The 20,961-nt window shown below is 60.8% G+C and carries 18 protein-coding genes; 12 read left to right on the top strand and 6 right to left on the bottom strand.

Annotated elements, in window-relative coordinates; genetic code table 11:
- Complete coding sequence (gene epmA / locus DWU98_RS05615) at window positions 1-972, top strand: EF-P lysine aminoacylase EpmA (protein WP_115494498.1); 972 nt, start codon at window positions 1-3, stop codon at window positions 970-972.
- Window positions 973-1,009: 37 nt separating this feature from the next.
- Here the strand turns inward: epmA and DWU98_RS05610 are convergent, their stop codons facing one another.
- Window positions 1,010-1,852 (bottom strand): response regulator, encoded by an 843-nt coding sequence (locus DWU98_RS05610; RefSeq protein ID WP_230474708.1) that lies wholly within the window; start codon window positions 1,850-1,852, stop codon window positions 1,010-1,012.
- Window positions 1,853-1,862: 10 nt separating this feature from the next.
- On the opposite strand from DWU98_RS05610, the gene DWU98_RS05605 reads away from it, so the two are divergent.
- Complete coding sequence (locus DWU98_RS05605) at window positions 1,863-2,492, top strand: response regulator (RefSeq protein ID WP_230474707.1); 630 nt, start codon at window positions 1,863-1,865, stop codon at window positions 2,490-2,492.
- A 563-nt stretch (window positions 2,493-3,055) separates the two neighbouring features.
- On the opposite strand, the gene DWU98_RS05595 is transcribed toward DWU98_RS05605, so the two are convergent.
- From DWU98_RS05595 to DWU98_RS05575, 5 genes are all read right to left on the bottom strand, one after another.
- Window positions 3,056-3,757, bottom strand: a complete 702-nt coding sequence (locus DWU98_RS05595) for a pirin family protein (RefSeq protein WP_115494494.1) — start codon at window positions 3,755-3,757, stop codon at window positions 3,056-3,058.
- An 86-nt stretch (window positions 3,758-3,843) separates the two neighbouring features.
- Window positions 3,844-5,277 (bottom strand): DHA2 family efflux MFS transporter permease subunit, encoded by a 1,434-nt coding sequence (locus tag DWU98_RS05590; protein WP_425480216.1) that lies wholly within the window; start codon window positions 5,275-5,277, stop codon window positions 3,844-3,846.
- Window positions 5,278-5,574: 297 nt separating this feature from the next.
- On the bottom strand, window positions 5,575-6,780 hold the full coding sequence (locus DWU98_RS05585; protein WP_115494492.1) for an acetyl-CoA C-acyltransferase: 1,206 nt from the start codon (window positions 6,778-6,780) through the stop codon (window positions 5,575-5,577).
- A 140-nt stretch (window positions 6,781-6,920) separates the two neighbouring features.
- The gene (locus tag DWU98_RS05580) at window positions 6,921-9,335 is read right to left on the bottom strand and encodes a 3-hydroxyacyl-CoA dehydrogenase/enoyl-CoA hydratase family protein (protein WP_115494491.1); all 2,415 of its coding nucleotides are present in this window, start codon (window positions 9,333-9,335) and stop codon (window positions 6,921-6,923) included.
- An 82-nt stretch (window positions 9,336-9,417) separates the two neighbouring features.
- Window positions 9,418-10,032, bottom strand: coding sequence for a TetR/AcrR family transcriptional regulator (locus DWU98_RS05575; protein WP_115494490.1), 615 nt, complete (start codon window positions 10,030-10,032; stop codon window positions 9,418-9,420).
- 234 nt (window positions 10,033-10,266) lie between these two features.
- Between DWU98_RS05575 and ndk the strand changes: the two genes are divergently transcribed.
- The 10 genes from ndk to guaB all read left to right on the top strand — a co-directional run bounded on the left by ndk (window position 10,267) and on the right by guaB (window position 20,943).
- Window positions 10,267-10,692: a nucleoside-diphosphate kinase gene (gene ndk / locus DWU98_RS05570; protein ID WP_115494489.1), complete on the top strand. Its 426-nt coding sequence runs from the start codon at window positions 10,267-10,269 to the stop codon at window positions 10,690-10,692.
- Between the two features lie 24 nt (window positions 10,693-10,716).
- On the top strand, window positions 10,717-11,835 hold the full coding sequence (gene rlmN, locus DWU98_RS05565; protein ID WP_115494488.1) for a dual-specificity RNA methyltransferase RlmN: 1,119 nt from the start codon (window positions 10,717-10,719) through the stop codon (window positions 11,833-11,835).
- Window positions 11,825-12,625 (top strand): type IV pilus biogenesis/stability protein PilW, encoded by an 801-nt coding sequence (gene pilW / locus DWU98_RS05560; protein WP_115494487.1) that lies wholly within the window; start codon window positions 11,825-11,827, stop codon window positions 12,623-12,625. Before rlmN ends, pilW begins: the two co-directional genes overlap by 11 nt.
- Window positions 12,622-13,671 carry a helix-turn-helix domain-containing protein gene (locus DWU98_RS05555; protein WP_230474706.1) on the top strand — a complete coding sequence of 350 codons (1,050 nt, stop codon included), beginning with the start codon at window positions 12,622-12,624 and terminating at the stop codon, window positions 13,669-13,671. The genes pilW and DWU98_RS05555 overlap by 4 nt, the downstream gene beginning before the upstream one ends.
- A gap of 174 nt (window positions 13,672-13,845) precedes the next feature.
- Window positions 13,846-14,496, top strand: a complete 651-nt coding sequence (locus tag DWU98_RS05550) for a YfgM family protein (protein ID WP_115494486.1) — start codon at window positions 13,846-13,848, stop codon at window positions 14,494-14,496.
- Entirely contained in the window at window positions 14,493-15,692 is a 1,200-nt protein-coding gene (gene bamB, locus DWU98_RS05545) for an outer membrane protein assembly factor BamB (protein ID WP_115494485.1), read from the top strand. The genes DWU98_RS05550 and bamB overlap by 4 nt, the downstream gene beginning before the upstream one ends.
- Before the next feature lie 18 nt (window positions 15,693-15,710).
- A complete protein-coding gene (der, locus tag DWU98_RS05540) occupies window positions 15,711-17,111 on the top strand; it encodes a ribosome biogenesis GTPase Der (protein ID WP_115494484.1) in 1,401 nt (466 codons plus the stop codon).
- A gap of 97 nt (window positions 17,112-17,208) precedes the next feature.
- Window positions 17,209-18,378, top strand: a complete 1,170-nt coding sequence (gene moeB, locus DWU98_RS05535; protein WP_115494483.1) for a molybdopterin-synthase adenylyltransferase MoeB — start codon at window positions 17,209-17,211, stop codon at window positions 18,376-18,378.
- An 89-nt stretch (window positions 18,379-18,467) separates the two neighbouring features.
- The gene (gene folD, locus DWU98_RS05530) at window positions 18,468-19,322 is read left to right on the top strand and encodes a bifunctional methylenetetrahydrofolate dehydrogenase/methenyltetrahydrofolate cyclohydrolase FolD (RefSeq protein ID WP_115494482.1); all 855 of its coding nucleotides are present in this window, start codon (window positions 18,468-18,470) and stop codon (window positions 19,320-19,322) included.
- Window positions 19,323-19,485: 163 nt separating this feature from the next.
- Window positions 19,486-20,943: an IMP dehydrogenase gene (gene guaB, locus DWU98_RS05525; protein WP_115494481.1), complete on the top strand. Its 1,458-nt coding sequence runs from the start codon at window positions 19,486-19,488 to the stop codon at window positions 20,941-20,943.
- Window positions 20,944-20,961: the final 18 nt, after the last annotated feature.

Genomic DNA, 20,961 nt, shown 5'->3' with positions numbered 1-20,961 from the left:
ATGGACGCCACTACCAACGTCACTCCGTTTCGTCAGCGTTTGCAGGGGCGTGCAAAGCTCTATGCCATGATTCGCACTTTTTTCGCCGAGCGCGGCGTGTTGGAAGTGGAGACACCCATCCTCTCCGCAGCCGGCAACACCGATCCCAATATCGAAAGTTTCAATGCACCTTTCCACGGTCATGTCGATGCGGGTTCACGCGAACGGTGGCTGCGTACTTCGCCGGAATACTCGTTAAAGCGCTTGCTCGCCGATGGAGTGGGCGATTGCTACGAACTCGGTCGTGTATTTCGTAATGGCGAAGCAGGGGAGCGGCATAATCCGGAGTTCACCATGCTTGAGTGGTATCGGGTCGGCTGGAACCATCGCCACCTGATGGAGGAAACCATCGCCCTGGTCGAAGCTGCACTTGCGCTGGCCGGCGCTCGCGTGGAAGTGCTGATCGAGGGTTATCGCCAGCTGTTTCTTGATGAGTTGGGCTTGGACCCGCTCCATGCCGATGTTGAGCAACTGCGCGAGCCGCTAGCCAAATACGACATCAATCCGTCAGGTTTAACGCGAGACGATTGGCTCGATCTTCTTATCACCCATGAGCTGCAACCTTCTTTTCCGCGTGATCGCATCACGGTGATCCATGATTATCCCGCCAGCCAAAGCGCCCTGGCGCGTATTCGCCCTGGCGATCCGCCGCTGGCGGAGCGCTTCGAGCTTTATCTGGGCTCCCATGAGCTGGCCAACGGCTATCACGAACTCAACGATGCCGCCGAACAGCGCACGCGTTTCGAGAACGACAACGCGCGCCGACGGGAGCGCGGTTTGCGCGAAATGCCTATTGACGAACAATTGCTGGCAGTTCTTGGACGCATGCCCGATTGCGCAGGCGTCGCGGTGGGTGTTGAACGCCTGCTGATGTGCATGGCAGGCACAGACAAAATTACTGACGTGCTCGCGTTCCCTTTCTCCAAGGCATAGCACCCTTGCGCGTAATCACTTTCGCGCAGGGAAGGGCCTACTGCCGTTTTTCTTTTTTATGGAGATCCAATTCAATCGCGTACTTGAACAAGTCCGCGTCGCTGTCGATACCTAATTTGCGCATGGCGTTGACCTTCTGTGTGCTGATGGTCTGCTTGCTGCGCTGCAATTTTTCGGCAATGCCGTTGATGCTGGCGCCACCAATATAAAGTGCGATCACCTCCGCTTCGCGGGGTGAGAGCTGCATGGAGCTGCTTCCCAGTGACTGCGACTTCATTATGTTGGCGATGCTGGGCGAGAAATACCGTCGCCCCGCCTGTGCCGCCTGAATGGCCCCGCTCAGATGGGAGATATCGTCCGTTTTGCTGAGGATGGCGTGAATACCAAAAGCCATCAGGCTGCGGATCAACACCATTTTGCCCAAGCCGGTGAGCACGATGATGTTCATGTCCTGGTAACGGTTGCGAAGGAAGGAAATCAACTCCAGGCCATCGCCATACTGACCGCCAGGCATGGCGTAGTCGGTTACCAGGATCTCGCAGGGGTGTGCGTCCAACAGCGCCACGAGCTGGGTGGAATCGGACACCGAGCCGATTCGGTGCACGCTGCTGATGGAATCAAGCGTGGCCTCAATGCCCATGCGGATGACGGGATGGTCGTCAGCCACCGCAACACGGATAAGGTTGTCCATTTTGGAGGACCTGTTCGATACACCGGCAGGGCGTGTCGTCGCTTGTGCGTACATCGTAATATACCGAGGCAGACTGGGCAGCGCGGCTATACTACCGTGCTTGTCCAACCCAGCTGACGGGCATAAGGAGTTTTGCTTGACGATTCGGGTAGCCGTCGCCGATGACCATCCGACCTTGCTCACCGGCATGGAGCATTTGTTGACCGGTTTTGAAGGTATCACGGTGGTGGGGTTGGCCACCGACTCCACCGCCCTGGTCGAGCTGCTGGGCAAGTGCCCGTGTGATGTGGTGGTAACCGATTTTTCCATGCCGCACGGCCGTTATGGTGACGGCCTGTCGCTCCTTCGTTTTATCCGGCGTCGTTTTTCCAATGTTCGGTTGGTGGTGCTTACGGGTATCGAAAACGGTGGCGTGCTGCAAAACATTCTCGACGTGGGTGTGAGCGCCATTGTCAGCAAGTCGGATGATCTTCATAACGTGGAAAGCGCCATTCGGATGGCGCAGCAGGGCGATCATTATCTTTCACCCGATGCGGCGAGCTTGTTGCAACAGATGTTGGCTACCTCACAAGGTGAGGTTGATCGGCCCCGATTGACGAAACGCGAGACGGAGGTGCTACGCCTTTACGCGGAAGGATTCACCGTTACGGAAATTGGCCTACGTGTCGGGCGAAGCAGTAAAACCATCAGCGCTCAAAAACAGTCTGCCATGAAAAAACTGGGCTTGTGCAATGATGCCGAAGTGTTCAACTACGCGCTCGCGAACGGTCTAGTGCAAGCCTCGCAGCTGTCAAAGGAGATTGCGCGCAAGTCTGGTGACGGCGTCTGATTTATCTTGCGCGATGTGATCTAAGTTAACGCGGCAAGATCGGGTTTTTCCTATAGCGGGCTTACCCGTGCGCAGCTAGCCTAGCTCGGATGCGGAACCTATCTTAAGCCGCCTGTCCTGCATAAAGGCACTTCCTAGTGGGCGAGTCAAACGATTCGGACATCGCAGTTGTTCTGCTTGGTTTCAGTGGGCTCGATAAAACCCAGCGTGACGAATTCATGGATAAGCTCAATGAATTCGTCTACGTCTCTCCCCAAAAGAAGCGAAGGCTGGTAAAGGGCTGGCTGGAGTCTTGCCGCAGCTCTTCCGATCCTGCTGTGAACCGTGTTGCAGAATCCATGGCTGACTATGTTGTGCATGACCGAAAGGCGCCTAAGAGTCGCTAGCACGTTTGTCAGCGGCTGCCATGCTGGAAAATAAGACGCTTACTAATAGGTAAAGCATCGCCTACAAAAATGACGACACTTCACCCACACCGCATTGACAACGCTCCGATGTGGGTGTGCCGCATTCCATTATGGCGTGGAAGTGTTCAGCGAGACTTCGCGCGTGCCGTCAATCCATCACGGGTTCGAATCGACGAGCACCAACTCGGCATCCTCAAGCGCTTTCACCTCAAGCGCGGTTTCATCGCGGATGGCCGCGCCGTCACGAGCATCGATACGAATGCCGTTGATCTCCACGGCGCCTTTGGCCGGTACTAGATAAGCGTAGCGCTGCTTATCCAGTGTGTAGTGAACGGTTTGGCCGGCCTTGAGCGTTGCACCGAGTACGCGCGCGTCGGTGCGCAGCGGCAGCGCACCCACATCGCCTTTGATGCCGCTCGCCAACACGACAAAACGGTCTGAGCGGTTATCTACCGGGAAAGGTTTGGTGCCCCAGGAGGGAGGGCGGCCCTGTTCGTCTGGGATGATCCAGATTTGGAAGATGCGCGTGGCCTCGGACTCCAGGTTGTATTCGCTGTGCGTGATACCGCTGCCTGCGCTCATCACCTGCACGTCGCCGGCCACCGTGCGACCTTCGTTGCCCAGGCTGTCGCGATGGCTGATCGCCCCTTCACGCACGTAAGTGATGATTTCCATGTTTGCATGCGGATGCGGCGGAAAGCCGGTTTGCGATGCGATGGTGTCATCGTTCCATACGCGCAGCGCGCCCCAGCCCATGCGCTTGGAATCGTTATAGCCGGCAAATGAAAAGTGATGCTTGGCCTTCAGCCAGCCGTGATCGGCTCCGCCGAGCTGCTCGAAAGGACGTCGTTCGATCATGGGACACCTCACTGGTTTTGAATGCAGCCAAACATAAGGCCGGTCGTTACCCAGTAAAACGCACGCCGGGGAAACAGTGTGTGCAGCTAGCGCTGACGGTGCCCACTCATTTCATGACCCGCATCGTGGGCAAAGGCCCGATGCCAATAGGTGGAGCTGAGCGATATCGCCGTAACCACCAGAAACGCCACCGAGAAATTCATGCGGCTGGGCTCGGCGTTATGGCTGACCGTCATGGCCATCTTGAGAATCAGCGCCCCGCAGCACACGCCAATGGAAAGCATCAGCTGCTGCAAGGTGGAGTAGAAGCTGTTGGCCGCGCTCATGCGATCGGTCGGCACGGCTTCATAAGCGATCGTGTTGTAGGAGGCGAACTGGAACGACATCACCAGGCCGCAACCCATGAGCAGGCCAAACATCAGCCAGAACGGCCAATCCGCCCGGAAAAACGCGCATACCGCGTAGCTGAGGCTGGCCAGCACGCCGTTGTAGACCATGGCGCGGCGAAAGCCGATCCGCCGCAACACGTGCGTCGTACAAACGCGCGCCAATAGCGCACCCACGGAAATCGCCAACACCAATTGACCACTGCGCAGCGCCGAGAAACCCAGCCCGATCTGCAGCAGCAGCGGCAGCAGAAAAGGCTGCGCACCCTGGGTAATACGCATCAGCGAGCCGGATATCACCGACAGGCGAAACGATTCGATGCGCAGCAGTGTGAGATCCACCGCAGGGTTGGTGCGGCGCTTGGCATGCTGCACGTACGCCAGACATGACGCCGCGCCAAGGATGATCAGCATCACGGCATTGCGCGCGTTGGTGTTCTCGCCAAACAGCTCCAATCCGAACAGCAAACACCCCAGTCCGACGCTGCAAAGCGCGAAGCCCAACCAGTCGAAGCGCGCGGGCCGCGTCGCGGCATGCACCACCGGGATATATCGACGTACCAGCCAGAAACCCAGTACGCCGATCGGTACATTGATGTAAAAAATCCAGCGCCAATCCAGATACTGAACAATGAAGCCGCCAAGCGGTGGCCCGGCCATGGTGCCGAGAATGGCGGGGATAAGCGTCCACATCATGGAGGACACCAGATGACGGCGGTCGACCGTACGCAGGATGACCAGCCGCCCTACGGGCGCCATCATCGCGCCGCCCGTGCCTTGCAAAAGTCGTGCAGCCACCATGGCGGGCAGGGTCCGGGTCAGCGAGCACAGGATCGACCCGATGATGAACACCACGATGGAACTGTTGAATACGCGCTTGGCCCCAAAGCGGTCCGAAATAGCGCCACTTACCGGAATGAGTATCGCCAGGGCCAGCAGATAGCTGGTCACCGCCACGCTCATGGCGGGGGCGGACACACCGAAATCGCGCGCCATGGTGGGGAGTGCCGTCGCCAGCACGGTACCGTCCACTTGTTCAAGGAAGATTGCACACCCGACGATCAGAGAAATGATGCGGTAATCGGGGTACGCCGGTTGGGCGAGGGCCGACGCTTCGATCTTTTCCTCACTCAACGTGCTCACGAAGGAATCCTGCAGCGAGCGAAACCGACCTGCCGCCTGGGCGAGGGTGGAGGAAGCGCTCGAAACGTAGGGCGCATCGGGGTGTGCGCCGCAGCGTGTCGCATTATTCGCTGGCGGGAAGATCAGGACAAGCGCGATTTTTGTCTAAGCGTTTGCACTTGTCGCAAACGGAGCCCTCCCCTGTGGAGGGGAGGGGCAGATGGGGTACCCGTTTGCCTGAGCCTCACCGCTCAGTCTCAACGCCGCCGCAGATTGCAGGAACCGTGTGAGGCGTCCACATCACTTGCTTTAAAGCGCCTCGAACACGCCCGCAGCGCCCATGCCGGTACCGATGCACATCGTCACCATGCCGTACTTCTGCTTGCGGCGGCGCAGGCCATGCACCAGTGTGGCGGTGCGGACCGCACCCGTAGCACCCAGCGGGTGGCCGAGGGCGATGGCGCCGCCCAACGGGTTCACCTTGGTCGGGTCCAGGCCCAGATCGCCGATGACCGCCAGCGCTTGCGCGGCAAACGCTTCGTTCAGCTCGATCCAGTCCAGTTGATCCTGCTTGATGCCGGTAAGTTTGAGCGCCTTGGGAATCGCTTCCTTCGGGCCGATGCCCATGATGTCCGGGCGCACGCCGGCGACCGAATACCCCACGAAGCGGGCAAGCGGCGTAAGGCCGTACTCCTTGATGGCCTGCTCGCTGGCCAGAAGCACGGCAGCCGCGCCGTCGGAGGTCTGCGAGGAGTTGCCGGCCGTCACCGTGCCGCCGAATTGGCCATTGCGAAATACCGTCTTCAGCTTGCCCAGGACGTCCGGCGCGCTGCCCGGGCGTGGGCCTTCGTCGGTATCGATCAGGCGACTGTCGGTCTTGATGCCGCGCGTGGCGAGGTCGGGGTAATGGTCGTCGAGTTGGAACGGGGTGATTTCATCCCTGAACTCGCCGGCCTTGATCGCGGCCAGTGCGCGCTCGTGACTTTGCGCGGCGAACGCATCCTGCGCCTCGCGCGAAATTTTCCACTGCTTGGCCACGTTCTCGGCGGTGATGCCCATGCCATAGGCGATGCCGATGTGCTCGTTGTCGAAGATCGCAGGGTTCATCGCCACTTTGTGACCCATCATCGGCACCATGCTCATGCTTTCGGTGCCGCCGGCGATCATGAGATCGGCTTCGCCCAGGCGAATGCGGTCGGCCGCCATCGCCACGGCTTGCAGGCCGGAGGAGCAGAAACGATTGACGGTAACGCCCGGCACCGTGTCGGGCAGGTCGGCCAACAGCAGGCCAATGCGCGCCACGTTCATGCCTTGCTCGGCCTCGGGCATGGCGCAGCCGATGATCACGTCGCCGATGCGATGCGGATCGATACCGGGTGCCTGCGCCAGCACGGCGCGGATCACATGGGCGAGCATGTCATCCGGGCGGGTGTTGCGAAACACGCCGCGCGGTGCCTTGCCGACCGGTGTGCGGGTGGCGGCGACGATATAAGCGTCTTGCACTTGCTTGGTCATGGTCTCTACTCCGTGGCGTCGCGCACTGTGCAGCGACGCCGTTTGGTTTTTCCGTCGTCCCGGCGCAAGCCGGGACCCAGTGTCTTTAGTACTGCGTGCGAAAAGTCGCTGGGCTCCGGCGTGCGCCGGGGCGGCGAGCGTTAGTTCCTCAGCGGTTTGCCGGTGGTCATCGTGTGTGCGATACGCGCCTGTGTTTTTTCGGTCTGCGCAAGTTCCACGAAGTGCTTGCGCTCCAGATCGAGCAGCCACGCTTCGTCCACCAGCGAGCCACGCTCAATCGCGCCGCCACACAGCGTGTCCGCGATGCGCGTGGCGATGGCCGCGTCGTGTTCGGAAGCGAAGTAGCCTGCTTGCAGGTTGGCAAGCGATGCTTTGAACGTGGCGGTACCCACATCGCCGGCCACCGGAACGTTGCGGGCATACAGCGGCGCACGCCATCCGCTTTCGGCAAGCGAGCTGGCCACTTGCTTGGCGATATAAAGCAGCTCGTACGCATTGAACACGACGACATCGTTCTCGCGCAGCAGGCCCAGTTGCTTGGCTTCCAGCGCGCTGCCGGACACCTTCGCCATCGCCACGGTTTCGAACACCTTCTTCAGCGATTCGAACGGATCATTGGGGGTGCTCTGCGCGGCGCGAATCGCCAGCTCATGCAGGCCGCCGCCGGCAGGCAACAGACCCACGCCCGCTTCCACCAGGCCGATATAACTTTCCAGCGCCGCCACCGTGCGCGCCGAGTGCATCTGAAACTCGCAGCCACCACCCAGGCATAGCCCGCGCACAGCCGATACCACCGGCACAAGCGCATGCTTGATTCGCATGCTGGTGCGCTGGAAGTTGGCGACCATTGCCTCGAATTCCTTGATCTTGCCTGCTTGCAGCAAACCCAGCGCGCCCTTCAGATCGGCGCCGGCTGAGAACGGTTCGCTGGTCTGCCAGATCACCACTGCCTTGAGCTTTTCCTCGGCGAGGCCAATCGCGTGCTGAATACCGTCGAGCACCTGATCGTTGACCGTGTTCATCTTCGTCTTGAACGAGATGATGCCGACGTTGTCGTCGCCCAGCGTCCAAAGGCGGATGCCGTCGTTTTCCCAGACGGTGGTGCCCTGGTCGAAGCGCTCGCCGAGAATCGCATCGGGGAAGAGTTGCCGCCTGTAGACCGGATGCTGCGAACGCGGTTTATCGGTGTTGTTGGCGGCCGAATAAGAGCCACCCTTGCCGTGCACGCCGGCGCGACCATCCGTCACCCATTTAGGCAGCGGCGCCTTGCTCATGGCCTTGCCTGCGTCGATGTCCTCCTGAATCCAGCTTGCGACCTGCTGCCAGCCAGCCGCTTGCCAGGTTTCGAACGGACCTAGCTTCCAGCCGTAGCCCCAGCGAATGGCGAAATCGACATCGCGGGCCGTGTCGGCAATGTCGGCCAGGTGGTAGGCGGTGTAGTGGAACAAGTCGCGGAACGTTGCCCACAGAAACTGGGCTTGCGGATCGCCCGAGGCGCGCAATTTTCCAAATTTTTCTGCGGGATCTTTGATCGCCAGAATCGCCGACACCTCGTCCGAGGCCTTCTGCTCGGAAGGGCGGTAGTCACGCTTGGCGACATCCAGCACGACGATGTCCTTGCCCGCCTTGCGATAGAAGCCGGCACCGGTTTTCTGGCCGAGCGCACCCCGTTCAATCAGGCCGCTAAGCCAGACAGGTGCCTTGAAGTAGTCGTGCCAGGGATCATTGGCCAGGGTGTCGGCCATGGTCTTGATCACGTGCGCCATGGTGTCCAGGCCCACCACATCGGCGGTGCGATACGTAGCGCTCTTGGGGCGGCCGATAGCGGGGCCGGTCAGCGCATCCACCGTATCAAAGCCAAGTTTGAACTGCTCGGTGTGATGCATGGTGGCCAGCATCGAGAACACGCCGATGCGGTTGCCGATGAAGTTCGGCGTGTCTTTCGCGTAGACCACGCCTTTGCCGACGGTGGTGGTGAGGAATGCCTCCAGACCTTCGAGCACCGTGGTATCGGTGAGCCGGGTCGGAATCAGTTCGACCAGATGCATGTAGCGCGGCGGGTTGAAAAAATGCACGCCGGTGAAGCGGTGGCGCAGTTCTTCCGGCAATGCCTCGGCAAGGCCGTTGATGGAAAGGCCGGAGGTATTGCTGGCCAGCACGGCAGTGGGTGAAACGTGCGGCGCGATCTTCTTGTACAGATCCAGCTTCCAGTCCATCCGTTCGGCGATCGCCTCGATCACCAGATCCACATCCTTGAGCTTGTCGAGGTCTTCTTCGTAATTGGCCGGGATAATGGCCGCCGCGCGGTTGCCATCTGCCAGCGGTGCAGGGGACAGCTTTTTAAGGTTTTCGATGGCCTTGAGCGCGATGCCACTCTTGGGCCCCTCGTTGGCCGGCAGATCGAACAGCACGGTCTCGACGTCGGCATTGGTCAGGTGCGCGGCGATCTGCGCCCCCATGACGCCGGCACCGAGCACCGCGGCCTTGCGGATGCGTAGCGTCTTGGGCTGAGCCGAATTCGGCTGGTCCGAATTCGTTCGCGATGAATCGGTCATTGGCTTCTCCAAGGTACGAATGCGTAGCAGATGAATAAAAAGCAGGGTGCGGGAGGCGCGTGGCCTCCCGATGACAGGGAATTCAGGGGGCGCGCAGGCCCGAGGCGGCGAAGCGGATCAGGTGCTCGGCGGTTTGCTCGCGGTGGGTGACTTCGCTGACGTCGCTCTTGCGCTGGATGATGCCGAAGCCGGACATGGCGTGTGTCAGGGCGCCGGTGACCAGGTCGATGCGCCAGTAAAGCTCTTCCTTGCTGAGCCCCGGCAGCAGACGGGCAAATTCGGCGGTGAATTGCCGCATCACGTGGCCATAGTTCTCCGACAAGAACTTGCGCAGGCTGTCGTCGTGCTCGGCGAAAGCACGGGCCAGCACACGCATGAACAGGCCGCCACCGCCATCGTGGGAAAGGTCCAGGGCAGGGCGGATAAAGGCCGACAGCACATCTTCCAATGACGTTTCCGGCTGACTGGCAATCAGCCTCAAGGCGGCCATGCGGCGGCCATTGAGCTGGTCCAGGCGCCGTTTGAAGACCTGCTCGACCAGGTGGTCCTTGGAGCCGAAGTGGTAGTTCACGGCGGCCAGATTCACGCCAGCGGCGGCCGTCAGCTGGCGCAGCGAGGCCCCTTCGAATCCGCGCTGGGCGAACAGCGCCTCGGCGGCGGTCAGGATGCGTTCCTTCGTAGAAGCGGAGCTGTTCACGGGCACGCCTACCGGATGGAATCAAACGATCGTTTGAGGATACGCGCGGGCGGCTGGAGCAGTCAAACAGTCGTTTGGCAGGCGCTCAAAATTTGGTTGCCATTGGGTTAGAATCTGTCAAACTTTCGTGAGCTAAATCCGCATTCCAGGACGTATTTAGTTCTATCTTTGCCTCGACGTTTCCTTGACGTCGGCCACCCGTTCAACCAGTCCGCATAACCCGGAGCAGACCGCATGGCGCTGGAGCGCACCCTTTCCATCATCAAACCCGATGCAGTTGCCAAGAATGTCGTCGGTGAAATCTATGCACGCTTCGAAAAAGCGGGCCTCAAAGTCGTTGCAGCAAAAATGAAGCATCTCTCGCGTAAAGAGGCGGAAGGTTTCTATGCAGTGCATCGCGAACGTCCGTTCTTCAATGCACTGGTGGAGTTCATGATTTCCGGCCCGGTAATGATCCAGGTGCTGCAGGGGGATAACGCGGTTCTCAAGCATCGGGATCTGATGGGCGCGACCAATCCCAAGGATGCCGCCAAGGGCACCATTCGCGCCGACTTCGCCGATTCGATCGACGCGAACGCCGTGCACGGCTCGGATGCCGCCGAAACCGCCGCAACTGAAATTGCTTACTTCTTTGCTGCGACCGAAGTTTTCCCGCGCTAATGCGCTAAAAAAGATGTTGCACACGTGAACCAGGTGGAAAAAGTCAATCTGCTCGATTTCGATCGTCAAGGGCTGCGTGATTTTTTTGCGCAGCTCGGCGAAAAGCCGTATCGCGCCGAGCAGGTGATGAAATGGATCTACCACCGCCTGGAAAGCAACTTCGAAAACATGACCGACGTGGGCAAGGCGCTGCGCGCCAAGCTCGAGGCTGCGTGCTACGTCGGTCCGCCCAACACGCTGTTCGATAAAGGTGCGGCCGACGGTACGCATAAATGGTTGCTGGGCATGGATGGCGGCAACGCTGTCGAGGCGGTCTACATTCCCGAGCCCACCCGCGGCACGCTATGCGTTTCCTCGCAGGTTGGATGCGGGTTGAACTGCCAGTTCTGCTCCACCGCGACGCAGGGTTTCAATCGCAACCTTGCAACGTCCGAAATCATTGGGCAGATGTGGGTGGCCGCCAAGCACTTGGGCAACATTACGCACCAGAACCGCCGCATCACCAATGTGGTCATGATGGGGATGGGTGAGCCGCTGTTGAATTTCGACAACGTGGTCAAGGCGATGAGCCTGATGCGCGATGACCTGGGCTTTGGCCTGGCATCCAAGCGCGTCACGCTGTCCACCGCCGGCCTCGTGCCGATGATCGACAAGCTGTCCGAAAGCATCGACGTATCGCTGGCTGTTTCGCTGCACGCGGCGAACGATGAGCTGCGCACGGAACTGGTGCCGCTCAACAAGCGCTATCCCATCGCCGAGCTGTTGGGCGCGTGCCAGCGCTGGATCGACCGCAAGCCGCGTACGTCCATCACGTTCGAATACACGTTGATGAAGGGCGTGAACGATCAGCCCGAGCATGCGCGCCAGCTCATCAAGCTGATGCGTAAGCTGCCGACGTGCAAGGTCAATCTCATTCCATTCAATCCGTTTCCCGGCACGCGCTTCGAGCGCTCCGATCCGGACACTATCCGCGCCTTCCAGACACAGCTGCTCAACGCGAACATTCTCACCATGTTGCGCCGCACGCGCGGTGATGACATCGATGCCGCGTGCGGTCAGTTGAAAGGGCAGGTGCACGATCGTACGCGTCGCCAGGAGGAATTTCGCAAGCGTTTGGACGAGGGGGAAGCTCATGCGGCGTGATCGCATTGCGTTGGGTTTAGGTGTCTGCGCGGCAATGCTGCTGGCGGGATGTCATCGCTCGATGACCATTCCGCCGCCACCGCCCGAGCCCACTTTGCCCGAGCAAACCAAGGCGGAAAAGGCGCAGAGTGCTGCGGACGTCCATACTCGGCTGGCGCAGCATTACATCGAGATCGGCAATCTGCAGGGCGCGCTGGAGAAGGTGAAGATCGCCGAAAAGGAAGATCCCACCTATGTGCCCGCGCAAACTGTGATGGCTTACATCTACGAGCGCATCAACGATCAGCCCAACGCCGAGACGCACTACCGCAAAGCGCAAGAGCTGCAGCCGGACAAGGGCGACACCAACAACAATCTGGGCCAGTTCTTGTGCAGCGAAGGCAAGATGCAGGAGTCGCTGGCTTTTTTCACCAAGGCAGTCGCCGACCCCTTCTACCAGACGCCGGATGTGGCGTTGACCAATCAAGGTGTATGTCAGCTTCGCATGAACGATCGCGTCGACGCCGAAGCCAGTTTCAGGCAGGCGCTGAAGCGTAATCCAAGCAATGGGACCGCATTGCTGCAGCTGGCGAACGTGCTTTATCTGAATCAGGACTATTTCCACGCCAGCGCCTTCATGCAGCGCTTCGATACGTTAGGTCATCCCAGTCCTGAATCCTTGAAGCTCGGCTACAACATCGAATCTCATTTGGGCAACACGGATGCGGCCCAGAACTATAGTAAACGGCTACTCAGCCAGTTCCCGGATTCGGAACAGGCGCAGGCCCTCAATCAATCGACACGCCCATGATTTCCGAGCAGTCCAATCCTGCGACGCAGGAGGAACATGCCTCCGATGCGTCCGCCATGACGGCAGCGAACATGGAACAGAACGCTGCCGAATTCCGCTTCAACGAGGCCCCCGGTTTCGGTTCGCGCTTGCGCGCGGCGCGCGAAGCGCGCGGTCTGGACGTGGAAACCTGCGGTCACACGCTGCACTTGCCCGTGCGTGTGTTGCGTCAGCTTGAAAGTAACGATTTCGGCGACATCGACTATCAGGTCTACCTCGGCGGTTATCTGCGCAAATACGGAAATCACCTGGGCATCGATGAAGCCGAGATCGAAGCGGTCATCGCGACGTTCAAACCGGCCCAGCCGAAACTGGTAGCGACCGGCGGCGTTTCGCATTCGCGCTATTTGCTCGATCGCTATGCCACGGCAGCCACTTATGTCGTTTTGACGCTGGTGATCGCCGTACCCACTGTATGGCTGGGCATGCGCGGTACGTTTTCGCGCGATATGAGTCACCTGGCCCCCCTTGATGCCACGCCCGTCGCCCAGCAGGATGCCCCGGCGCCGACGGTGCCGGCCACGTCGGACAGCATGGCGAAAGCCGTCGTCAGCGCGCCGACCCTTGCGCAGGCAGCGCCTGCTTCTGCGGGTCCGGCTGCCGCCGCGTCTGTTCAGCGTCCTGCGTCGGAGCAGCCGCTGCTTGCCTCGATGGTGCCAGTACCCACGCTCGATGGCGATGTGTCGGTCGGGGCCTCTCCTGCCTCCAGCGCACCTGCCGTCGCTGCCGGTAGCGGTGCGCATAGTCTCGCGTTGAACCTCGCCAATGCCAGTTGGGTGGAAGTGATCGGAAAGGACGGCAGCAAGCTGGAATATGGCTTGTTGCCTGCCGGCACCAGCAAGACCTATCACAGTGACCAGCCGCTTGAGGTGCGCATTGGCAACTCTGCCGGTGCACAAGTGAGCGTGGACGGGCACCCCGTATCGCTCGATCCCTATCGCCACGCCAACGTTGCGCATTTCCATGTCGACATTCAGGACGGCAAGGCGGCACCGGCGGGCGCTTAAAAGCCCTGTCTGGGCGGTGCCGCACACCGTCTCCGTATAGCCTTAACCCCCCTTCGATCGGTTATGCTTGCGCATTGCCCTCCACGAGGTGGGCAGCGCCGGCCGCCTTTGGATTCTCGCGGCTTCGGACACCTTCTCTAACGCCCCCGGCGTTTCTTGCGATACGGTGATTGCATGGCATTCGATGCTTACGACGACTACGAACAGAGCGAACGCGTACAAAAATGGCTGAGGCAGAACGGCCTGTCGATCGCTGTGGGTATCGTCATCGGCCTGATCGCCATTTTCGGTTACCAGCAATGGCGCAATCACCGCGTCTCGCACCAGATGCAGGCGTCGGGTCTGTATCAGGAACTGCAGGGCGTCGTCGACACCGGCAACACCAATGCGGTCGACGTCATCATCCAGCAGTTGATGAAGGACTACGCCGATACGCCTTACGCTCTGTTTGCCATCAGCGACCGTGCACGCAGGCAGGTGCAAGACAAGCAATTTGACAAGGCGCTCGACTCACTCACCTGGGCCGAGCAGCACGCCCCCAGTCCAGAGCTCAAGGCGCTGGTGGAGCTTCGCATCGCTCATGTGCAATTGGCCAAGGGCAACGCCCAGGAAGCGCTGAGCGCGCTGGACCGCATGCCAGCCAATAGCTATGCCATCGAGAGCCAGGAACTACGTGGCGATGCGCTGGTCAAGCTTGGACGGCGCGATGACGCACTCAAGGCCTATCAGGCCGCGGTGAGCGCGATGGGTCCGCACGTATCGCAGGACAACGAAGTGCAAATGAAAATCGACGATCTGGCCACGGCCGGGAAGCAGGGTGCATGAAACGTTTTTGGCTGATCGTAGTGACCGGTTCGCTGGTGGCCCTCGGGGGCTGCCATTCCTTCAAGAAAGAAAATATTCAGCCGCCCACGCCGCTGGCCAAGGATTTCAAGCCGACTGTGCACGTCGCGCAGGTCTGGAAAACGCGTGTTGGCCATGGCGCCGGCATGAGCGGTGTGCGCATGCAGCCCACCATCGTCGACGGCGTGCTCTATGCCGCCAGCACCGATGGTGCCATCGGTGCGTATGATGCCAACACAGGCAAGACATTGTGGGAAAAGAAGACCCGCACACATGGCTGGTTCGGCTTGGGTGACAAGAAGCGTCCTGACGCCTTTTATTCAGGTGGTCCGGCGGTCGCGGGTGATTTGCTCGTGATCGGCACGCTCGACGGCCATGTCTATGGCCTCAGCGCTAAAGACGGTAGCCAGCGCTGGGTCGCCACGTTGCCTTCCGAAGTCATTGACTCGCCGGCCGTTGCTGGCGCACTCGTCATCGTGCGCACGCAGGATGGCCGTGTGTATGGCCTGGACACCGGTACTGGCGATCGCCGCTGGGTCAATGACCAGGGCAATGTGCCGCTGTTGAGCCTGCGTGGTAACGGTCCGCTGCTGGTCACCAACGGTGTCGTGTTCTTCGGTAGCGATGACGGCAAGCTGATCGCGCTGCGTGAAGACAATGGCGACAAGCTTTGGGAACAGCATCTGGCCAGTGGCGAAGGCCGCACCGACATCGAGCGCATGAACGATGCCGATGGTGGCGTTGTGCTCGACGGCAGCACGCTCTATGCGTCGGCCTATCACGGCAATCTCAGCGCTGTGGATGGCCCCAGCGGCCGCCCGCTCTGGTCGCGTCCGTTCTCCACGTACACCTCGTTGGTCGTCAATGGCAACGCCCTGTACGGTGTCAACACCGATTCGCAAGTCTGGGCGTTCGACAAGAGCAGCGGCGCTGACATGTGGAAGAACGACAACCTCAAATACCGCTGGCTGACCGCCCCGGCCGTGCAGGGCGACTATGTCGTCGTGGGTGATATCGAAGGTTACGTACATTGGCTGCAAACCGGGGATGGCGCGCTGGCGGCCCGCGAGCGGCTGTCGAAGAAAGCGATTCGTGCGCAGCCGGTAGTGGCCGGTGACCTGGTGTATGTCGAAGACATCCAGGGTCATCTCGTCGCGTATCGTCTGGGTGCGAAGTAATTTCTGGAATCATGTTCCGTGCTGCCCGTCATCGCCTTGGTCGGTCGTCCAAACGTCGGTAAATCGACCCTGTTCAACGCGTTGACGCGCAGCCGTGACGCCCTGGTAGCCGACATGCCGGGCGTGACGCGCGATCGGCACTATGGCATTTCCCGCACCGGTGTACGGCCATTTGTCGTGGTCGACACCGGTGGTTTGTCCGGTGTCGAAGAAGGTCTTGACGCACTCACCGCGCAACAGGTGCGCGTGGCCATCGACGAAGCGCAGGTGTTGGTGTTCGTGGTCGACGCACGCGATGGCTTGTTGCCGCAAGACCGCAGCATCCTCGATGAATTGCGCCGCAGCGGCAAACCCATCATCGCCGCCGTCAACAAGACCGATGGCCTGGATGAAGAGCACGCGCTGGCGGAGTTCGCCGTATTCGGCATCGCCCAAACCTTGCCACTATCGGCGGCACATAATCGCGGTACCGAGGAGTTGGTTGCCGCGGTGCTGCCGTTGCTGCCGGAAGATGCGCATGAGGAACTCGCCCCCGGGGACGAAGACAGCATCCGGGTTGCGATCGTCGGCCGTCCGAACGCCGGCAAATCCACGCTGATCAATCGCCTGCTCGGCGAAAACCGGCTCATCGTATCGGACGTCGCAGGCACCACGCGTGATCCTATTCGCGTGCCGGTGGAGCGCGACGGCAAACGCTACACACTTATCGATACCGCTGGCGTGCGCCGGAAGGCGCGCGTCGAAGAAGCGGTGGAGAAGTTCAGCGTCATCAAGACGCTGCAGTCAATGGCTGCAGCGCAAGTCGTGGTGGTCATGATCGACGCGCGCGAAAACCTCGCCGACCAGGATCTCACATTGATTGGCCACGTGCTCGACGAGGGCAGGGCGCTAGTCATTGCCGTCAACAAATGGGACGACATGGATACCTATGCGCGCGAGCAGTGTCAACGCGCGCTGGAGCGCCGGCTCGCGTTTGCCGACTGGGCCAAGCGCGTGTTCATCTCGGCATTGCATGGCTCGGGTTTGCGTGAGCTGATGCGCGCGGTCGTGCGTGCGCATACGTCGGCCACGCGTGAGCTGACCTCGTCAGATCTCACGCGCACGCTGGAACGCGCTTACGAAAGCTACCAGCCACCGTTGGTGCGGGGACACGCGCCGAAGCTTCGCTTCGCACATCCGGGTGGCAGCAATCCGCCTACCGTCATCATTCACGGCAGCCGCACCAAGCATATCGCGCCCGCCTACCGCCGCTATTTGGAAAACTTCTTCCGCCAACGTTACAAGCTCGAAGGCACACCCATCCGTATCGACTTTCGCGATGGCGAGAACCCGTTTGCTGGCAAGAAGAACGTGCTTACCGAAGCCCAGCAGCGCAAGCGCCAGCGCATGATCCGCGAGATAAAGCGCCGCAAGCGCTGAGCTCGCGCTTCCTCCTCTTCCAGAAAGGGATGGGATGACGCTGACGCCGTCCAAGGACGAAGGGGACAATCACCCCCAGCGCGCTAGACTATGCGGGATGAACACCCCTCTCGACCGTGATTCCTGGCTGTCCGCGTTGCGCCAGCAGATACCGGAGATAGCCCCCGCTGAGGCGCTGCGCAGGCAGGCCCGCGGCGCATTGCTGATCGATGTGCGCGAGGATATCGAGCGCGCTTCGGGTATGCCGACGGGCGCATTAGGCCTGTCGCGCGGTTTTCTGGAGTTACGGATCGAGGCCCAGGAACCCGACCGCGAGCGTGAGCTGCTTACGCTATGCGGGAGTGGCGTGCGTTCGCTGCTCGCCGCCGAGGCACTTCAGCGAATGGGCTATCGCCACGTGGCATCCATTGCCGGCGGTTTCGAACGCTGGAAAGCCGAAGCGCTTCCGATCAGTACTGCCCAACTCGACACGGATTCCGCCGAACGTTACGCACGCCAGTTGCGACTGCCGCAGGTGGGCGAGGCGGGGCAACTCAAACTTGCTCAGGCCAGTGTCGTGCTGTTGGGTGCAGGCGGACTTGGCGCTCCAGCTGCGCTCTATCTCGCCGCAGCGGGTGTGGGGCGGCTCACGCTGATCGACGATGATCGCGTGGAGCGCTCCAACTTGCACCGCCAAGTCATCCATGCCGATGCGCGCGTTGGCATGGCAAAAACCGAATCGGCGCGTATGACGCTCGGTGCACTCAATCCGCGCGTAAACGTTGCGGTCCATAATGAACGCCTGCGTGCCGACAACGTCGAGCGTCTACTCCACGGACATGATCTGGTCGTCGATGGCGCTGACAATTTCCCTGCGCGTTATCTGCTTGCCGCCGCCACGCGCCGCTTGAACATGCCGATGGTCTACGGCGCCGTCGAACGCTTTACCGGCCAGGTAGGTGTATTTGATCCGCGACGCAGCGAATCCCCCTGTTATCGCTGCCTCTTCCCCGAACCGCCCGATGTCGCCGATGCGCCCAATTGCAGCGAAGCGGGTGTATTGGGCGTCCTGCCGGGCATCGTCGGCTTGTTGCAAGCGACGGAAGCGTTGAAGCTGATCCTTGCCATCGGCGAGCCTTTGGTCGGCCGCCTGCTGTCCTTTGATGCGCTAGGTATGCGCTTTCGCGAAACGCGCTTGCCACGCGATCCGGCTTGTCCGGGATGCGGGCCTGGGGCGACATTTCAGGGGTATGAGGATATCGAGCGTTTCTGCGCTTTGGGGTCGTGAGGCGTGTCGACGACGGGAAATAGGAAGCGACCGTCGTGTGTTATATCGCCATTGGGCGATAATACGTGCCTCGCAAGCCAGGGCCCAATATGAGCGCACGCATACTCGACGGCAAACGCATTGCACAGGAAGTGCTCGACCGCATCGCCAAGCGCGTCAGCGAACGCAAGGCGCAGGGCAAGGGCGAGCCTGGTTTGGCCGTGGTTCTGGTAGGAAGCGATGCCGCCTCGTCAGTGTACGTGCGCAACAAGCGCAAGGCGTGTCATCAGGTGGGGTTCCGCTCCTTCGATTTCGACCTGCCGGCCAGCGCCACGCAAGATGAGCTGTTCGCGCTGATCGACAGACTCAACGCCGACCCGGTCGTACACGGCATCCTGGTCCAATCGCCGCTGCCCGAGCACATCGACGAAGATGCTCTGGTCGACCGCATCGATCCCAGTAAGGATGTCGATGGGTTCCAGGCTATCAACGTAGGGCGTCTGGCGCTGCGCCGTTTCGGCCTGCGCCCCTGCACGCCACGCGGTGTGATGACGCTGCTTGGTCACACCGACCGGCCTGTACGCGGCCAGCATGCCGTGGTCGTGGGCGTTTCCAATCACGTTGGGCGCCCGCTGGCACTGGAGCTGTTGATCGCCGGCTGCACCACTACCTGCTGCCATCGTTTTACCCGGGACCTGGAAAACTATGTGCGACAGGCCGACATCCTGATCGTTGCAGTCGGCAAGCCCGGGCTCGTGAGAGGGGAATGGGTGAAGCCGGGCGCGGTTGTGGTGGACGTAGGCATCAACCGTCTGGACGACGGGCGCCTTGTCGGCGATGTGGAATTCGAACCCGCCGCGCAACGTGCCAGTTGGATCACGCCGGTGCCCGGCGGCGTGGGGCCGATGACCGTGGCTACGCTGATGGAAAACACGCTGGAAGCGGCTGAAGCGCGCGATCCTTGATCAGCATTCCGGCGAAAGCCTCGGCCCTTACTAAGTCGCCAACCCGCGGCCTCCGCCGAGGCCATCGTGAGGTTTTGGCGGACGTTCGACGGCCGTCTAAAGCAAAACTCGCGCCGCGCCCAGCTCCCGCGTATAATCCTCTCTTTGCAGCGGGACTTTTCGCATGCGCATCCTTGCCGAGGCCCTTACATACGACGACGTTTACCTCGTCCCGGCCCACTCCCAGATACTGCCGCGCGATGTGGATACCTCCACGCGGCTCACGCGCAACCTCCGACTGAACATCCCCATCGTGTCCGCTGCCATGGACACGGTTACCGAAGCCCGGCTCGCCATCACCATGGCGCAAAACGGCGGCATCGGCATCATCCATAAGAACATGACCGCCGAACAGCAGGCCGCCGAAGTGCGGCTGGTGAAGAAGTTCGAGGCCGGCGTCATCCGCGCGCCCATCACTGTTACGCCGCACACATCCATCCGTGATGTGCTCAAGCTCACTCGCGCGCACAACATTTCCGGCGTGCCGGTGGTTGAAGGGGAGCAGTTGGTCGGTATCGTCACCAGTCGTGACTTGCGCTTCGAACGCAAGCATGACGATCCGGTGCGCAACATCATGACGCGCCAGGACAAACTGGTCACCGTCAGAGAAGGTGCCAGCCAGGATGATGTGCTGCAACTGTTGCACAAGCATCGCATCGAAAAAGTGCTGGTGGTGAACGACGCGTTTCAGTTGCGCGGGCTCATCACCGTCAAGGACATCCAGAAAGCCCGCGACAACCCCAACGCTGCCAAGGACGCCCATGAGCGCCTGCTGGTAGGCGCCGCCGTCGGCGTGGGTGGTGACACCGAACAGCGTGTGGAAGCCCTGGTCGAAGCCGGTGTGGACGTGATCGTGGTGGATACCGCGCATGGTCATTCGCAAGGCGTGATCGAACGTACTGCATGGGTGAAGAAACAGTACCCGCAGGTGCAGGTGATTGCCGGCAACATCGTCACTGGCGATGCGGCGCTGGCACTGCGCGATGCCGGCGCGGATGCGGTGAAAGTAGGTGTCGGCCCTGGGTCGATCTGCACCACACGTGTCGTTGCCGGCGTGGGCGTGCCGCAGATCACGGCCATCGACATGGTGGCCAGCGCGCTGAAGGATGACATCCCGCTGATCGGCGACGGTGGCATCCGTTACTCGGGCGACATTCCCAAGGCGCTGGCCGCTGGTGCGTCCACCGTGATGCTCGGCTCCATGTTTGCCGGCACGGAAGAATCGCCCGGTGAAGTGGAGCTGTTCCAGGGGCGCTCCTACAAGAGTTATCGCGGCATGGGCTCGCTCGGTGCCATGGCGCTGGGTTCCAAGGACCGCTACTTCCAGGAAGAGGCCGACGCGGACAAGCTTGTGCCCGAGGGCATCGAAGGTCGGGTGCCGTACCGTGGCCCGCTGCGCAACATCATTCATCAGTTGATCGGTGGTTTGCGCGCTTCCATGGGTTATCTGGGTGCCGCTTCGATCGAAGATGTGCGCAACAAAGCACAGTTCGTGAAAGTAACCTCGGCCGGCGTGACCGAAGCGCATCCGCACGACATCCAGATTACGAAAGAAGCGCCCAATTACCGGCTGAATTCGTAATGGCGGCTTGTGATTCCG

The organism is Dyella monticola (genome assembly GCF_003363155.1).
Lineage (GTDB): Bacteria > Pseudomonadota > Gammaproteobacteria > Xanthomonadales > Rhodanobacteraceae > Dyella_B > Dyella_B monticola.
Note: the sequence above shows the minus strand (reverse complement) of the source record. Positions and strands in the feature narration are given on the sequence as shown.

What these genes read in the sequence shown, in the direction of transcription:
- folD (WP_115494482.1), top strand. Translation starts at nt 18,468, where the DNA reads ATGAGCGCACGCATACTCGACGGCAAACGCATTGCACAGGAAGTGCTC.
- pilW (WP_115494487.1), top strand. Translation starts at nt 11,825, where the DNA reads ATGCGGCGTGATCGCATTGCGTTGGGTTTAGGTGTCTGCGCGGCAATG.
- moeB (WP_115494483.1), top strand. Translation starts at nt 17,209, where the DNA reads ATGAACACCCCTCTCGACCGTGATTCCTGGCTGTCCGCGTTGCGCCAG.
- DWU98_RS05595 (WP_115494494.1), bottom strand. Translation starts at nt 3,757, where the DNA reads ATGATCGAACGACGTCCTTTCGAGCAGCTCGGCGGAGCCGATCACGGC.
- DWU98_RS05555 (WP_230474706.1), top strand. Translation starts at nt 12,622, where the DNA reads ATGATTTCCGAGCAGTCCAATCCTGCGACGCAGGAGGAACATGCCTCC.
- DWU98_RS05550 (WP_115494486.1), top strand. Translation starts at nt 13,846, where the DNA reads ATGGCATTCGATGCTTACGACGACTACGAACAGAGCGAACGCGTACAA.
- epmA (WP_115494498.1), top strand. Translation starts at nt 1, where the DNA reads ATGGACGCCACTACCAACGTCACTCCGTTTCGTCAGCGTTTGCAGGGG.
- guaB (WP_115494481.1), top strand. Translation starts at nt 19,486, where the DNA reads ATGCGCATCCTTGCCGAGGCCCTTACATACGACGACGTTTACCTCGTC.
- DWU98_RS05580 (WP_115494491.1), bottom strand. Translation starts at nt 9,335, where the DNA reads ATGACCGATTCATCGCGAACGAATTCGGACCAGCCGAATTCGGCTCAG.
- bamB (WP_115494485.1), top strand. Translation starts at nt 14,493, where the DNA reads ATGAAACGTTTTTGGCTGATCGTAGTGACCGGTTCGCTGGTGGCCCTC.
- DWU98_RS05585 (WP_115494492.1), bottom strand. Translation starts at nt 6,780, where the DNA reads ATGACCAAGCAAGTGCAAGACGCTTATATCGTCGCCGCCACCCGCACA.
- DWU98_RS05610 (WP_230474708.1), bottom strand. Translation starts at nt 1,852, where the DNA reads ATGCCGGTGAGCAAGGTCGGATGGTCATCGGCGACGGCTACCCGAATC.
- ndk (WP_115494489.1), top strand. Translation starts at nt 10,267, where the DNA reads ATGGCGCTGGAGCGCACCCTTTCCATCATCAAACCCGATGCAGTTGCC.